Source organism: Streptosporangium vulgare (genome assembly GCF_042428775.1).
Classification (GTDB): Bacteria; Actinomycetota; Actinomycetes; order Streptosporangiales; family Streptosporangiaceae; genus Streptosporangium; species Streptosporangium vulgare.
Genome location: NZ_JBHMBS010000019.1, coordinates 101900 through 116756 on the forward strand (window position 1 = coordinate 101900; position 14857 = coordinate 116756).

General features: G+C 71.2%; 10 protein-coding genes. 7 read left to right on the top strand and 3 right to left on the bottom strand.

All coding sequences use genetic code 11. From position 1 onward, the window contains the following. Positions 1-114 precede the first annotated feature (114 nt). The 6 genes from ACFFRH_RS31195 to ilvC all read left to right on the top strand — a co-directional run bounded on the left by ACFFRH_RS31195 (position 115) and on the right by ilvC (position 9832). Positions 115-2205: a VanW family protein gene (locus ACFFRH_RS31195; RefSeq protein WP_344749297.1), complete on the top strand. Its 2091-nt coding sequence runs from the start codon at positions 115-117 to the stop codon at positions 2203-2205. A gap of 262 nt (positions 2206-2467) precedes the next feature. Beyond that, on the top strand, positions 2468-3376 hold the full coding sequence (locus ACFFRH_RS31200; RefSeq protein ID WP_344749299.1) for a 2-hydroxyacid dehydrogenase: 909 nt from the start codon (positions 2468-2470) through the stop codon (positions 3374-3376). Positions 3377-3657: 281 nt separating this feature from the next. Next, positions 3658-6318, top strand: coding sequence for a putative bifunctional diguanylate cyclase/phosphodiesterase (locus ACFFRH_RS31205; RefSeq protein ID WP_344749300.1), 2661 nt, complete (start codon positions 3658-3660; stop codon positions 6316-6318). Positions 6319-6497: 179 nt separating this feature from the next. After that, a complete protein-coding gene (locus ACFFRH_RS31210) occupies positions 6498-8285 on the top strand; it encodes an acetolactate synthase large subunit (RefSeq protein ID WP_386161156.1) in 1788 nt (595 codons plus the stop codon). A 2-nt stretch (positions 8286-8287) separates the two neighbouring features. Continuing rightward, positions 8288-8812, top strand: a complete 525-nt coding sequence (gene ilvN / locus ACFFRH_RS31215) for an acetolactate synthase small subunit (protein WP_344749301.1) — start codon at positions 8288-8290, stop codon at positions 8810-8812. Positions 8813-8842: 30 nt separating this feature from the next. After that, positions 8843-9832 carry a ketol-acid reductoisomerase gene (gene ilvC / locus ACFFRH_RS31220; RefSeq protein WP_512701136.1) on the top strand — a complete coding sequence of 330 codons (990 nt, stop codon included), beginning with the start codon at positions 8843-8845 and terminating at the stop codon, positions 9830-9832. 169 nt (positions 9833-10001) lie between these two features. Here the strand turns inward: ilvC and ACFFRH_RS31225 are convergent, their stop codons facing one another. Then, positions 10002-10880: a CAP domain-containing protein gene (locus ACFFRH_RS31225; protein ID WP_344749302.1), complete on the bottom strand. Its 879-nt coding sequence runs from the start codon at positions 10878-10880 to the stop codon at positions 10002-10004. 368 nt (positions 10881-11248) lie between these two features. On the opposite strand from ACFFRH_RS31225, the gene ACFFRH_RS31230 reads away from it, so the two are divergent. Next, positions 11249-12637, top strand: coding sequence for an MFS transporter (locus ACFFRH_RS31230; protein ID WP_344749303.1), 1389 nt, complete (start codon positions 11249-11251; stop codon positions 12635-12637). A 220-nt stretch (positions 12638-12857) separates the two neighbouring features. Here the strand turns inward: ACFFRH_RS31230 and ACFFRH_RS31235 are convergent, their stop codons facing one another. Both ACFFRH_RS31235 and ACFFRH_RS31240 read right to left on the bottom strand, forming a co-directional pair. Further along, positions 12858-13403 carry an FHA domain-containing protein gene (locus ACFFRH_RS31235; protein WP_344749304.1) on the bottom strand — a complete coding sequence of 182 codons (546 nt, stop codon included), beginning with the start codon at positions 13401-13403 and terminating at the stop codon, positions 12858-12860. Positions 13404-13966: 563 nt separating this feature from the next. After that, positions 13967-14821 (bottom strand): hypothetical protein, encoded by an 855-nt coding sequence (locus ACFFRH_RS31240; RefSeq protein ID WP_386161157.1) that lies wholly within the window; start codon positions 14819-14821, stop codon positions 13967-13969. Between the last annotated feature and the right edge of the window lie 36 nt (positions 14822-14857).

Consider the following 14857-nt stretch of genomic DNA (forward strand, 5'->3'; position numbering starts at 1 on the left):
GTTGACCAATGTGGTTTAAGGTTGCCGGAGGTGGAAGCTGCGAAGCAGGAGGATACGGAGGCCGTGCGGAACGCCGGAGCGCCTGTGAACCCGCCGCCGGATCCCTTCGAGGCAGTGCCACTTCCCTCGGGCCCCGTCCCGCCGGGCGCCCGCGGCCCGCGACTCCCCCCCGGCGCGCAGGCCGGCCGCTCCCCGGCCGGTCACCTCCAGGGCGCCCACCCCCAGATCGGTCACTCCCAGGGCGGTCCCCAGGGCGGTTCCAACCTTCCGCCGGGCGTCTCGCCCGACATCTTCGGCCCCACCGGAGCCGGAGGATCTCCCGGCCTCGGCGGCCCTCCCGGTCCCGGAGGCCCCTCCGCGCAGCCCCGCGGGACGACACTCCCGCCCGCCCCCCGGCCCCCGCAGCCCTGGCAGATGGCCCTCCCCCCGGAGCGCCCCTTCCAGCGTGACGAGCCGACGCTCGTCCCCGGTGGCGACGGAGGGTTCCCGCAGCCCGACGCGCTCCGCTACGAGGAGCCGCCCCCGCCCCGCCGCAGGACCCGCAAATTCTTCCTGATCCTCTTCGCCGTGCTGTTCGTCGTCGGGCTCGCCTACGCGGTGCCCGCGGTCATCATGTCCGGCAGGATGCTGCCGGGCACCACGGTGCGGGGCATCGACATCGGCGGCCTGACCGCGACCGAGGCGGCCGACAAGCTCAGGGACCGCCTGACGGGCGACTCCTCCGGCGAGATGACCCTCCTGGCCGCGGGCAAGCGCTACGACTTCGACCCCGTCAAGGCGGGGCTGGAGTTCGACGTGGTCGCCACCATCAATCAGGCGCCCAGCGGCTTCCCCAGCCCCGCCCAGGTCTGGCGGGCCCTCACCGGCACCACCAAGCTGGAGCCCAAGGTCTCCGCCGACGCCGAGGGCATGCGGACCGCGGTCGCGAGCCTGGCCAAGAAGATCGACCTCAAGGTCCGCGAGGGCTCGGTCACGTTCGAGGGCGTCGAGCCCGTCGTCGTGAAGCCCCGCGACGGCAGGGAGCTGGAGCGGGAGGTCGCGGTCGCCGCGATCACGAGCGCCTTCCTCGGCCCGTCGAAGGAGGTCCGCCTCCCGGTCTCGGTGATCAAACCGATGGCCACGGAGGCGACGGTGAAGAAGGCCGCGGCCGACGCGGCCCGGGCCCTGTCCGGGCCGGTCACCCTGACCTTCGCCGGCAAGCGGGTCCAGCTGCCGGTGGAGACCCTCGCCGCCCACCTGTCCTTCAAGCCGGACGGCGCGGGCGGCATGCGGCCGGAGTTCGACGCCAGGAGCGCCGTGGCCTCCGTGGAGGGAGAGCTCGTCGACCCGGTGCTGGCACCGCGCGACCCCACGTTCCAGATCGTCGGGGGAAAGCCGAAGCTGGTGCCCGGCCGCAGGGGGAAGGGCGTCGACGACGAGCGGCTCGCCTCGGACGTGGCCAAGATGATCACCGAAGGCGGCGACCGGACGATCCCGGTGCTCCTGACCACCGTCAAGCCGCGGATGTCCGACGCCGAGGCGCGCAAGCTCGGCATCAAGGAGCGGATCAGCCAGTTCACCACGCCCTACGAGTGCTGCCCGTCCCGGGTCACCAACATCAGGACGATCGCCAAGCTCCTCGACGGCTACCTGGTGAAGCCGGGCGAGACCTTCTCGCTGAACGGCGTCGTCGGTCAGCGCGACACGGCCCGCGGCTTCGTCCCCGCCCCCATGATCCAGGGCGGCAGGCTGGTCGACTCGGTCGGCGGCGGCATCTCCCAGTTCGTCACCACCATGTACAACGCGGTGTTCTTCGGCGGTCTGGAGGACGTCCAGCACGTGGCGCACGAGTTCTACATCTCCCGCTACCCGGCCGGGCGCGAGTCCACGGTCTCCTGGCCCGAGCCCGACTTCCGCTGGAAGAACGACTCGCCGTACGGGGTGCTGGTGAAGACCTCCTTCAACGACAGCGGGGTCACCGTCGGCTTCTGGAGCACCAAGCGCTACGAGATCGAGTCGATCTCGTCCGAGAGATACGACATCACCCCGTTCAAGAGCGAGACCGACAGCGGTCCCGACTGCATCGCGATGGTCGGCCAGAACGGCTTCACGATCGACGTCTGGCGCGTCTTCAAGCAGGACGGCAAGGAGATCAAGCGGGTCAAGAAGACCACGGTCTACCGTCCCGAGCTCGACCTGAAGTGCGTTCCCGAGTCCGACGAGTAGACACCCGGGACGCGGGCCGAGCGGGCCCGCACCCGCTCTCTCCCGACGCGCGCATCTGACCGCGCCCGCTTCCCCCGGCGCGGGTACCCGACCGCGCCCGTCTCTCCCGACGCGCGTACCCGACCGCGCCGTTTCCCCCGATTTCCCCCGATTTCCCCCGGCTTCCCCCGGCGCGCGTACCCGGCCGCGGGTGTCCGCCCCGCGGCCGGGCGGGGCGCGCTCCCGGGGCGTTGTCACCGGTGGACGGCTGGATAATGCGTCCATGAAGATCTGGGTCCCTTCCAAAGCCGCGGCCGATGTCCTGTGCGACCTTCCGGAAGTGGAGTGCGTCGTCTACGACGGCACGGAGCCGGTGCCCGAGGGTGCCGGGGAGGCCGAGGTCTGGATCCCGCCGCTGATGCCGGTGGCGGACCTTCCCGGGCTGCTCTCCCGGATGACCGGCCTGCGGCTGCTGCAGACCGTCACGGCGGGGGTCGACGCCTACCGGCCGCACCTGCCGGAGGGGGTGACGTTGTGCAACGCCAGGGGGGTGCACGACGCGGGCACCGCCGAGTGGGTGGTGGGAGCGATGATCTCCGTGCTCCGGGAGTTCCCCGGGTTCGTCCGCGCGCAGCTCCGGGGCGAGTGGACCTACCACCACACCGGGGTACTGGCCGACTCCACGGTCCTGGTCGTCGGCTACGGCTCGATCGGCGAGGCGCTGGAGCGGCGGCTCGACGGTTTCGAGGTCGACGTCGTCCGGGTGGCGAGGACCGCCAGGCCCGGTGTGCACGGCCTGGACGAGCTGCCCGCCCTGCTGCCCGAGGCGGACGTGGTGGTGCTGCTCGTCCCCTCGACGCCCGAGACCACCGGCATGGTGGACGCCGGTTTCCTCGCCGCGATGAAGGACGGCGCCCTCCTGGTGAACGCGGCCAGGGGCCCGGTGGTCGACACGGACGCGCTCGTCGCCGAGCTGCGGGGCGGCCGGATCCTCGCCGCGCTCGACGTCACCGCCCCCGAGCCCCTGCCGGAGGACCACCCGCTGTGGACTGCGCCGGGGGCCTTCATCACCCCGCACGTCGCGGGCAGCAATCCGGCCTCGGTACGCCGCACGCTGAAGCTGCTCCGCTCCCAGCTGCTGCGCTACCTCGCGGGCGAGCCGCTCAAAAACGTGATCACGGGTTCCTACTGACCGGCAAAGGAATCCGGACCGTGGCTACCTCGTGACCTGCGGTGCGTACCGTCGGTAGTAAGTGATCTCCGTGGCTCGCGCGGTTATCAGATCGGTGACGACTACGGCGTTGTCGCCCCTCGCGCGGACCGGACGGCACACACTGGCCCTGTGCCGGTGCGAGCGCCGAGGACGAAGGACGACGTGCTCGCGCGGGCAGCGCGAGTGCGGCGAGCAAGGGATGCTGCGAAAGCGAAACACATCGACGAGACACACCAAACGACACTGATGGGCAGACGACATTGATCCGCTGGCGTGACCCCCGGGTACCGCTGACCGCCGCCGCCGTAGGCGTGGTGGGGCTCGTGGCCGCTCTGGTCACCGGTGCTCCCGCCGTGGTCGTCGAGGCGGTGGCGGGCGTCGTCACCGCCGCGGCCGCCGCGGGCTCGCTGTTCGCCGCCGCCTCCAGGGTGATCGACCGGCGCAGGGCGTTGGCCTGGCGCTGGCTGGCCGGGGGCTCGGTCACCTGGCTGGCCGGGGTGGGGGTACGGCCGATCGCCGACGGCGCGCCCTTCGTGGTGACCTTCGCCGACCTGGTGCTCCTGGCCGGTACGGCCATGATCGCTGTCGGTGCCGCGCTGTCGGCGGCGAGGCCCGCGCGCGGGCACGCCCTGCTGCGCGACCTCGCCGACTCCTACGTGTGCGCCGCCGCCGTCATGGTGATCCTCTGGGTGTCGCTGGTGGGCCCGGTCTACGGTGACGGCGGCGACGCGGGCGACGCCGCGGTCAGCTTCGCCTCGCCCCTGTTCTGCCTGATCCTCGCCTGCGTCGTGGGCCCCGCGGTGGTGCCGATCCGCCGGTCGGCCTGGCCGGTCGGCCTGGCCGCGCTGGCCGTGCTCGGCGCCGTCGCGACCTCCGAGACGATCACCGCGCTGGCCCGGGTGAGCGGCGACACGCCGTCCCTGACCTGGGTGTGGCTCGCCCCCGCCGCGTTCCTCGTGCTCGCCGCGGTCCCGTGGAGCGGCCCCGCGACCCGGCCGCCCGAGCCCGAGGACGACGAGCCGGCCGTCCGCGAGAGCACGTCGTCGCTGATCGCGGCCGTGCCGCTGTTCCTCGTCGCGGTGGCCACCGTCGTGGTGCTCCTGCGCGTGATCAGCGGCGGGGTGCAGGGCCCTCCGGCGGTGCTGGCCTCGGTGTGCGCGTCGATCGTCGCCGTCCTGCTGGTACGCCTGTTCGTGACGCTGCTGGAGACCGGGCGGCTGCGGAGCCTGCTCCACCTCGGCGAGCGGCAGCTGCACGACCTCGCCGAGAGCGCCGGGGACGTGGTCCTGCTGTGCGACTACGACGGCGTGGTGCGGCAGATCGGCGAGGGCGTCGAGATCACGTACGGCTACCGCCCCGACGACCTGGTCGGCGGGAGGATCTTCGACTACATCCACCCCGAGGACGTGCCGGGAATCCAGGCGGCGCTGGGCGCGATGAGCCTGGAGGAGGAGGCCGAGGAGGGGCCGGGCGCGTGCATGGTCGCCTGCCGGGTCCGGGCCTCCGACGGGACCTGGCGGCCGGCCGAGTCGGTGGCCACCCGGCACGTGCGCGGCGAGGACCTGCTGCTCGTCACCACCCGCGACATCAGCGACCAGGAGGCCCTGCGCAGCCAGGTCGCCCACCTCACCTTCCACGACGGCATCACCGGCCTGCCCAACCGGGCCTACTTCGAGGAGCGCACCCGGGAGGTGCTGGCCCGTCCGGGCGCGAGCAACGTCGCGGTGGTCTTCCTGGACCTCGACGGCTTCACCGCGGTGAACGACTCGGTGGGCCACGCCAGCGGCGACTACCTGCTCGGCCAGGCGGCCCGCAGGCTGCGCGCCACCGTACGGGCCGACGACACCCTGGCGCGCTGGGGCGGCGACGAGTTCGCGGTGCTGCTGGAGGCGCCGGTCGACGCCCAGACGGCGGTCGACCTGGCCGAGCGGCTGGTCCGCACGGTCTCGTCCGAGCCGTTCCGGGTCGCCGACCGCGACATCGCGCTGACCGCGAGCGTGGGGGTGGCCTTCGCCGCCGACGACGTCTCCTCCGCCGACCTGATCCGCAACGCCGACGTGGCGATGGCGAGGGCGAAGGAGCTGGGCGGGCGCCGGGTCGAGGTGTTCGCCGCGCACATGCACGCCGACGTGGTACGGCGCCTGGAGCTCGCCGCCGACCTGCAGAGAGCCCTGCTGGAGAACCAGTTCGCGATCGAGTACCAGCCGGTGGTCGACCTGGCCACCTCGCGCGTCACCGCCGTCGAGGCGCTGGTGCGCTGGTGCCGGGGCGGGGAGTTCGTCCCGCCGGAGCAGTTCCTCGGCCCGGCCGAGGACACCGGCCTGATCGTCCCGCTGAGCGAGTGGATCCTGCGCGAGTCCTGCCGGGAGGTGGCCGCCTGGCGCGCCTCCGCCTGGGAGATCGGGCTCTCGCTCAACCTGTCGGCCCGGCAGATCATGGCGCCGCGCTTCGTGGAGACCGTCGAGGCGGCCCTGGTCGAGAGCGGGCTGCCGCCCAGCGCGCTCACCCTGGAGGTCATCGAGGAGATGCTGGTCGAGGACGCGGAGGAGACCGTCACCCGGCTCTCCGAGCTGCGCGCCCTCGGGGTCCGGCTCGCCATCGACGACTTCGGCACCGGGTACGCCTCGCTGGCGTTCCTGCGGCAGCTCCCGGTCGACATGATCAAGATCGACCCCTCCTTCGTGTCCGGGCTCGGCCGTGACGAGACGCTGACCCTGCTGACCCGCACGATCGTGCGGCTCGGTCACGACCTGGGGCTGATCGTGGTCGCCGAGGGCATCGAGCGGCCCGAGCAGCTGGAGCTCCTGCGGGAGATGGGCTGCACCCGGGGCCAGGGATTCCTGGTGGCGCGTCCGATGGCCGCGCGCGGCGTCGACTCGCTGATGCGCACCAGCCTCTCCAGCCTCGGCACCCCCGCGTGACCGCGCATCTCGGACTCTGAGATATGTGTCCCATGAATTTGACGCGGGGGTGTTCCTTCGGCCATGGTGGAGCCATGCAGCTTCACCGTGGGATTCTCGTAGTACTTCGCCGGCGCGCTGGTCGCTGAAGCCGAGTACCTCCGACCCGCGCGCCGCCCCAGCTCCGCCGACCAGGCGGAATGGGGCATTTTTTATGCCATCAAGCATGCTCAGCCACAAGGAACGAGCCGATGACCGAACAGATGACAGGAGCCCAGGCCCTCGTGAGGGCGCTGGAGCACGTCGGGGTCGACACTGTGTTCGGGATCCCGGGCGGCGCGATTCTCCCCGCCTACGATCCGCTCTACGACTCGACCAAGGTCCGGCACGTGCTCGTACGGCACGAGCAGGGCGCGGGGCATGCGGCGCAGGGCTACGCGCAGGCCACCGGCAAGGTCGGGGTCTGCATGGCCACCAGCGGTCCCGGCGCGACCAACCTGGTCACCCCGATCGCCGACGCGTACATGGACTCGGTCCCGATGGTCGCGATCACCGGCCAGGTGGCGAGCAACGCCATCGGCACGGACGCCTTCCAGGAAGCCGACATCTCCGGTATCACCATGCCGATCACGAAGCACAACTTCCTGATCACCAACCCGGACGACATCCCCAGGACGATCGTCGAGGCGTTCCACATCGCCTCGACCGGGCGGCCGGGACCGGTGCTGGTCGACATCGCCAAGGACGCGCTCCAGGCGAAGACGACGTTCCAGTGGCCGGTCGTCATGCAGCTGCCCGGCTACCGCCCGGTGACCCGGCCGCACTCCAAGCAGATCCGCGAGGCGGCGAAGCTGATCGCCGAGGCCAGGCGGCCCGTCCTCTACGTGGGCGGCGGCGTGCACCGCGCGGGGGCGTCGGCGCAGCTGCTGGAGTTCGCCGAGCTGACCGGCATCCCGGTGGTCACCACCCTGATGGCGAGGGGCACCTTCCCCGACAGCCACCCGCAGCACATGGGCATGCCCGGCATGCACGGCTCGGTGTCGGCGGTCGGCGCGCTGCAGAGGTCCGACCTGATCATCGGGCTCGGCGTCCGCTTCGACGACCGCGTCACCGGCCAGCTGTCCACCTTCGCGCCGCACGCGAAGGTCGTCCACGCGGACATCGACCCGGCGGAGATCTCCAAGAACCGGCACGCGGACGTCCCGATCGTGGGCGACTGCAAGGAGGTCATCTCCGACCTGATCAGCGTGGTGCGCAACGAGGAGCACAAGGGCGACTACGCCGACTGGTGGACGGCGCTCAACGCCTACAAGGCGACCTACCCGCTCGGCTACACCGAGTTCGAGGACGGCTCCCTCGCCCCGCAGTACGTCATGGAGCGGCTGGGCGCGCTCGTCGGCCCGGACGCGATCTACACCGCGGGCGTCGGCCAGCACCAGATGTGGGCCGCGCAGTTCATCGGCTACGAGAACCCCGGCACGTTCATCAACTCCGGCGGCGCGGGCACGATGGGCTTCTCCCTCCCGGCGGCGATGGGGGCCAAGATGGGCCGCCCCGACACCACGGTGTGGGCCATCGACGGCGACGGCTGCTTCCAGATGACCAACCAGGAGCTCGCCACCTGCACGATCGAGGGCGTGCCGATCAAGGTCGCGATCATCAACAACGGTAACCTGGGCATGGTCAGGCAGTGGCAGACGCTGTTCTACAACCAGCGTTACTCCAACACCGACCTGCAGACGGTCCGCCGGATTCCCGACTTCGTCAAGCTCGCCGAGGCGTACGGTTGTGTGGGGCTGCGGTGCGAGCGTCCGGAGGACGTGGACGCGACGATCAAGAAGGCCATGGAGATCAACGACGTGCCGGTGGTCGTCGACTTCGTGGTGCACCAGGACGCCATGGTGTGGCCGATGGTCGCGGCCGGGACCAGCAACGACGAGATCAAGTTCGCGCGCGACATGGCGCCCGTCTGGGACAGCGAGGACTAGGCATGAGCAGGCACACGCTCTCCGTGCTGGTGGAGAACAAGCCGGGCGTGCTCGCGCGCGTCTCGTCGCTGTTCAGCCGCAGGGGGTTCAACATCGACTCGCTGGCGGTCGGGCCGACCGAGCACGCGGACATCTCCCGGATGACCATCGTGGTCAACGTCGCCGACCTCCCGCTGGAGCAGGTCACCAAGCAGCTCAACAAGCTCGTCAACGTGCTGAAGATCGTGGAGCTCGACCCGGCGCAGTCGGTGCAGCGCGAGCTCACCCTGATCAAGGTACGGGCCGACGCGGAGAACCGTTCCAGCGTGCTGGAGCTGGTCAACCTGTTCCGGGCGCGCTGCGTCGACGTCTCCTCGGACGCGGTGACCATCGAGGTCACCGGCACACCCGACAAGCTGCAGGCATTCATCAAGGTCCTGGAGCCGTTCGGCATCAAGGAGCTTGTCCAGTCGGGCATGGTGGCCATCGGCCGCGGCGCCCGTTCCATCACCGACCGTTCTCTCCGGGCCCTGGACCGGACCGCGTAACGCGTACGAGAAACCCGAAAGGTTAAGCAAGTGACTGAGATCTTCTACGACGACCAGGCCGACCTGTCGATCATCCAGGGCCGGCACGTCGCCGTTCTGGGATACGGCAGCCAGGGCCACGCCCACGCGCTCTCGCTGCGCGACTCCGGCGTGGACGTCCGGGTGGGCCTGCCCGAGGGTTCCAAGAGCCGGGAGAAGGCGGAGGCCGACGGCCTGCGCGTGCTCACGCCCTCGGAGGCCGTCGAAGAGGCCGACCTGACCATGATCCTCGCGCCGGACCACATCCAGCGCCACCTGTACGCCGACCACGTGGCCCCGAACCTGGTCGAGGGCGACGCGCTCTTCTTCGGGCACGGCCTCAACATCCGCTACGGCCTCATCGAGGCGCCCGAGGGCGTGGACGTGGCCATGGTCGCCCCCAAGGGTCCCGGTCACCTCGTGCGCCGCCAGTACACGGCGGGCCGCGGCGTGCCGTGTCTCGTCGCGGTGGAGAAGGACGCCAGCGGAAGCGCCCTGGACCTCGCGCTGTCGTACGCCAAGGGCATCGGCGGCACCCGCGCCGGGGCGCTGAAGACGACCTTCAAGGAGGAGACCGAGACCGACCTGTTCGGTGAGCAGGCCGTGCTGTGCGGCGGCGTGTCCGAGCTGATCAAGGTCGGCTTCGAGACGCTGATCGAGGCGGGCTACCAGCCCGAGGTCGCCTACTTCGAGTGCCTGCACGAGATGAAGCTGATCGTCGACCTCATGTACGAGGGCGGCATCTCGAAGATGTACTGGTCGGTCTCCGACACCGCCGAGTACGGCGGCTACTCCCGCGGCCCGCGCATCGTGACGCCGGAGACGAAGAAGGAGATGCAGCGCATCCTCGCCGAGATCCAGTCGGGCGAGTTCGCCAAGGAGCTGGTGGACGAGTTCGACGGCGGCCAGAAGAAGTTCACCGCCTACCGCGACGAGCTCGCCGAGCACCCGATCGAGAAGACCGGTGCCAAGCTCCGCCCGATGATGAGCTGGCTCAAGTAACGGTGTTCGATCTCAAGTAACGGTGTTCGATCCGGCGCGGTCAGGTGACCGCGCCGGGAGAGACCGACGGCCCGTGCCCCCCGCGACGTGTTCACGTCGCGGGGGGCACGGGCCGTTCTCCGGTCTTCCGCCGGTTCTCCGCCGGGGGTCGCCCGGTGGCCCGGTGTGCCTAGTGCTTGGCGAAGTTCTGGGTCCAGTAGATGCCTCGGGAGCTGTTGGCCACGCCCACCCCGAGGTGGGTGTAGGCGCAGTTCACGATGTTGGCCCGGTGGCCGGCGCTGTTCATCCAGGCGGTGACCACCTCGGCCGGGGTGCGCTGGCCCATCGCGATGTTCTCGGCCCAGGCCCGCATCGGGCTGAACCCGCTCGCCTTGATCCGGGCGGTCATGTCGCGACCGTCCTGCGAGGTGTGGCTGAAGTAGTTCTTGGCCGCCATGTCGTCCGAGTGGCCCTGTGCGGCCGAGCGCAGCTGCGGGTCGGAGACGAGCGCGCCGCAGCCGTTCTTCTGCCGCTCGACGTTGGTCAGGCGCACCACTTCCTCGGACAGGGAGGATCCCGGCGCGGGGCTGGGAGCCGTGGTGGGGGTGGTGCTGGCCGAGGGGGTCGGCGCCGGGGTCGGCTTGGTGGTGCCGGTCGGGGTCGGCGTGGGGGTGGGGGTGGGGGTGCCGGTGGGGGAGCAGCTGCTGAGCCTGACGGGCTTGGAACGGCCGCTGTTGCCCTGGTAGTCGGTGACGACGGCGTAGTAGACGCCGGGGGTGCAACGCAGCCTCACCGTCACCCGCCCGTTGACTCCCTTGCGGGACGCGCTCTTGACGATCGGGTCGGTCCCGGCCACGGCGCGCTTGATGCGGATACGGACCAGGGCGGTGTCGTCGCAGCCCAGCCGTGCCGCGGAGGCCTGGATCCGTCCGGCGGAGGTGACGTACGGCTTGGCGGCGTACACGCGGCACTCGGCCTGGGGAGCGGCCGCGGCGTGAGCCGTGGCGATCGGCGTGCTGAGGGCCGCCAGGCTCCCGAGGCAGAGAAGTGCCCCTAGCGGTCTGCGCATGTGGGTTCCTCCAGTTGGTTAGGCGCTGGATGGACTCCGCATTCTGTCGGGGACGGATCGGTCTTGTCAGCAAATTACGGACATTAACTGTGGGCCCCAGGTAAACCAGAGTGGTCGCAGAGGCGTCGGGGGTCGGTGGTGCGCGGACTCGCGTCCCGCACCCCTTAATACGGATATTTCCCTCTATAAGCGGCTTGAGCTGGACATATGCCGCATGGATGGGGGGTGTGCCGCGGGATCGCGCGGGGCGGACGGCGGCCCGGCCGCCCGGAGTCACCGGCCGGGGGGGAGCCGAAATATTCTCGCCTTTCGCGGGCCGCCCCGTCCCGGGATCTACCGGGCGCCCACTCGCTGCGATTGAATGTGGCATGGTCTCCCCGGCGCCTCCCCCCGCCGTCGTCACCGTGTCGCGCGGCGTGCGCGTCGGCTACGGTGTCGGCTCGATCTGCACCGCCACCTTCTCCACGGTCCCCGGACTGCTGCTGCTGTTCTACATGACGAACGTGCTCGCGGTTCCCGCCTGGATCGCCGGCGTCGTGGTCTTCCTGCCCAAGCTCTGGGACATGTTCATCAACCCCTGGGTGGGCCAGCGTTCCGACCGGACGGTCTCCCGCTTCGGCGCCCGCCGCCCCTGGATGCTCCTGGGCGCGGTCACCCTGCCGGTGACGTTCGCCCTCACCTTCGCGGGCCCCCCGCTCACCGGTGTCTCCGCCGCCCTGTACGTCGCCTTCTTCTACTTCCTCACCGCGACGGCCTACGCCTTCTACGAGGTCCCGTACAAGGCGATGCCGGCGGAGATGACCGACGACTACCACGAGCGCTCCTCGCTCCTGCAGTGGAAGATGGTCTTCGTCGGCCTGGGCATCCTGCTCGCCGGGGCCGGCGCGCCCGCGATCGCGGGCACCGACGTCTCCGGTCACCGGACCATGGGGCTGCTCATCGGCGCCGTGCTGCTGCTGTCGATGCTCGCCGCCTTCTTCGGCACGGCCCGCGCCCCGGTGATCGGGCGGGCCGAGGCGGAGCCGTCGATCGCCGCCCAGTTCACCGCGGCCCGCTCGAACAAGACGTTCATGGTGCTGCTCGGCCTGAGCTGCGCCCAGATGTTCTCGGCCGGTGTCATGCTGGCCGGTGCTCCTTACTACGCCACCTACACGCTGGGCGACCCGGCGGCGACCACCACGCTCTTCGTGGGCATCGTCGGCCCGTTGCTGATCACCATGCCGCTCTGGGTCTGGCTGTCCAAGCGCTACGACAAGCGCGGCGCGATGATCCTGTCGTCGGCGCTGTTCATGGCGGGTGCCGTGGGGATGGCCTTCTCCGGCTCGCTCGGTTCGGCGTACGCGCACGCGTGCGTGCTCCTCGTCGGCATCGGCTACGCGGGGCTCCAGTTGCTGCAGTTCTCGATGCTCTCCGACGTGATCGTCCACGACGCCCTGGTCACCGGCAAGCGCCGGGCCGGGGTGTTCACCGGGCTCTGGACGGCCGCGGAGACCGTGGTCTTCGCGTTCGGCGCGCTCGTGCTCGGCTGGCTGCTGGCCGCGACCGGTTTCGCCGAGTCCGACCCCTCCACCCCCGTCGCGCAGCCCGAGTCGGCGACCACGGCGGTGCTGTACGGCACGACGCTGCTGCCCGCGATCCTGATGGCGGTCAGCATCCTGCTGACGATGCGCTACAGCCTGACGGCCGCGAAGATCAAGGAGGCCCAGGACGCCGCCGCCAAGACCCCGGCCGACGCCGTCGAGGCCCAGGAGAGCTGAGGCGGTTCCCCCGGAGCCCGCGCCACGGCCCGAGGTGATCGTGGCGCGCTCCGAAGCTGGCCGGAGCGCGGTGTCGGCCGGAGTTCGGCCGAGGAGGTCGCGGCACGGCCCGAGGAGGTCGCGGCACGGTCCGGGGATGCGCGCGACCAGGGGCGGCCTGGGCGCGGCCGGTCAGGGCATCCGAGGCGTGCGGTCAGAGCGTCCGAGGCGCGATCGGCCGTTAAAGCATCTGGGGCGTGATCATCAGGAAGCCGCAGTCGCCGAAGGAGACGACGTCGCCCGGCCGGACCTTGGCCGGGCCGACCAGGCGCCAGTCGTTCAGCCGGGTGCCGTTCAGCGAGCCGAGGTCGACCAGGACCCAGCCCTCCTCGTCGCGGCGCAGCTCGGCGTGGACCCGGGAGACGGTGAGGTCGGCGAGGACCAGGTCGCAGGCGGAGCCGCGGCCCACCACGTAGCGGGTCCTGCCGTCGCCCGGCAGCGCGAGGCGGGGCAGCCTGGGACGTCGCCAGGCCGATTCCACGCGCTTGGTGAAGTCGGAGGCGGAGGCGACGGCCTCGGTGACCATGCGGCGGAACCGGCCGCGTTGCGGCAGGTCGGCGACCAGGTTGTCGAGCTCGCCCTGGTTGCGCGCACGCAGGGCCATGTCGACGCGGCCGAGGAAGGTGTCGTGCGACAGGCGTCCCTCGACGGCACGGTCACGTAGCTCGCTGATCGCGCGATCGCGGTCCCCGTCGGAGGCGCGGGCCGGGGGATGCGTCGAGCTCATCCTCCGAGTATCGGCCCCAGGGGCGGAACCTGTCCAGAATATGCAGATCTCTTGCCTGACGGATACTGCGTATGCATACTCGGTATCCACGGCGACCCGGCAGGAACGTCCGGCCCCACTGAGCCAGGGCACCGTCGCGTACCGAGTTCGAGGCGTCGACAGGGGCGACCTGGCCGCTCGACATCGGCCAGGTCCATGACGGCTCTACCGCTCGGAACGTGACGGCCCGGTGAGCTCCGGTGGGCAGGACCGGCAGGACCGGGTCGTCCGCTCGATCGCCGGGGCCGGGCCGTGCGTACGGGGACGGTGCTCACGCGCCGCCCGGCCTGACCGGCCGTTGGGCCGTACCCGGCCGTCGCCCGCACTCCTGGGCGACGGCCGGGTATCGGCGCGCGTACGCGAGATCCGGGCGGCGGCGATCAGGCCGGATCGCGGGCATCCCCATCGGCATGCCCGGGCCCGGCGGGATGCCGGACCCGCCCCGCGTGCGCACACGCGAGGCCGGAGAGACGTTCACGGAGGGAGCGCGCCGGTCCGCCCCGGCCCGTCCTCCGCCTGGGCGCTCAGTCGGTGACGTCGGCGCAGACCACGTGGGCGCCCAGTTCGACCATCCGCTGCTCGCTGCGCGCGTCGGCGACCCTGGCCATCAGGATCGGCGCCTCGCTCGCGGCGAGCTGCGGCAGCCGGGCGCGCACCCCGCGATGGATGTCCCTGACCACGTCCTCGGCCGCCGACATGTGCACCTTCACGTGCAGCATGATCCCCGGCGCGCCCGAGGAGGTGCTCGCCTCGGAGATCCACACGTGGTGGACGAGCGGGTAGTCCATGAGCAGCTGCGAGATCGCGGCGCGCAGCGCGGGCAGGATCGGGTGGTCGCACCGGCGGTATCCCGGGTCCACCATCTGCATCGGGCCCGACAGGTGCGGCCGGGGCGCCGGGATCCACGGCTGGGAGGGCGCGGCGGGCACCGGCGTCCTCGGCGGGCGCGCGGGCGCGGGACGCGAGACCGTGGCCATCGCCCCGGTCGCGTACGCCGTCGGCGCCGCGCTCGACAACGCGGGCGTGGGGCCACTGCGCGTCGAGAGCAGGTAGCGCTGGAGATCCTCGATCGGCACGGCCGCGGCCGCCGGGCCCGCCGCGTCGATCACGATCTCCCGCACGCCGGTGACGCGCTGGATGTCGAGGATGGTGTCGGCGTCGCACGCCGACAGCGAGTGGCTGCCACGGTGCCGCGCGTAGGTGTCCGCGGAGGTGTATCCGAGCAGGACACGATCACCGGCCTGGGTCGTGCCGAGCACGACGGAGCGGTCGGGTCGCACGGCGACCAGGAGTCCCCATTCGGCCAGCGCCGCAAGCAGCCGGTGCGGATCGCCGTGCTGCGCGAGCACGTTGCCGAGAGCGGGGTTCCCGATGCTCATATGAGGAACGATAGGTAGTGGACCACGGCTTATCAG

Coding starts and splice junctions, on each gene's coding strand:
- ACFFRH_RS31200 (WP_344749299.1), top strand. CDS start 2,468: ATGAAGATCTGGGTCCCTTCCAAAGCCGCGGCCGATGTCCTGTGCGAC.
- ACFFRH_RS31210 (WP_386161156.1), top strand. CDS start 6,498: ATGGGGCATTTTTTATGCCATCAAGCATGCTCAGCCACAAGGAACGAG.
- ilvN (WP_344749301.1), top strand. CDS start 8,288: ATGAGCAGGCACACGCTCTCCGTGCTGGTGGAGAACAAGCCGGGCGTG.
- ACFFRH_RS31225 (WP_344749302.1), bottom strand. CDS start 10,880: ATGCGCAGACCGCTAGGGGCACTTCTCTGCCTCGGGAGCCTGGCGGCC.
- ACFFRH_RS31230 (WP_344749303.1), top strand. CDS start 11,249: ATGGTCTCCCCGGCGCCTCCCCCCGCCGTCGTCACCGTGTCGCGCGGC.
- ACFFRH_RS31235 (WP_344749304.1), bottom strand. CDS start 13,403: ATGAGCTCGACGCATCCCCCGGCCCGCGCCTCCGACGGGGACCGCGAT.
- ACFFRH_RS31240 (WP_386161157.1), bottom strand. CDS start 14,821: ATGAGCATCGGGAACCCCGCTCTCGGCAACGTGCTCGCGCAGCACGGC.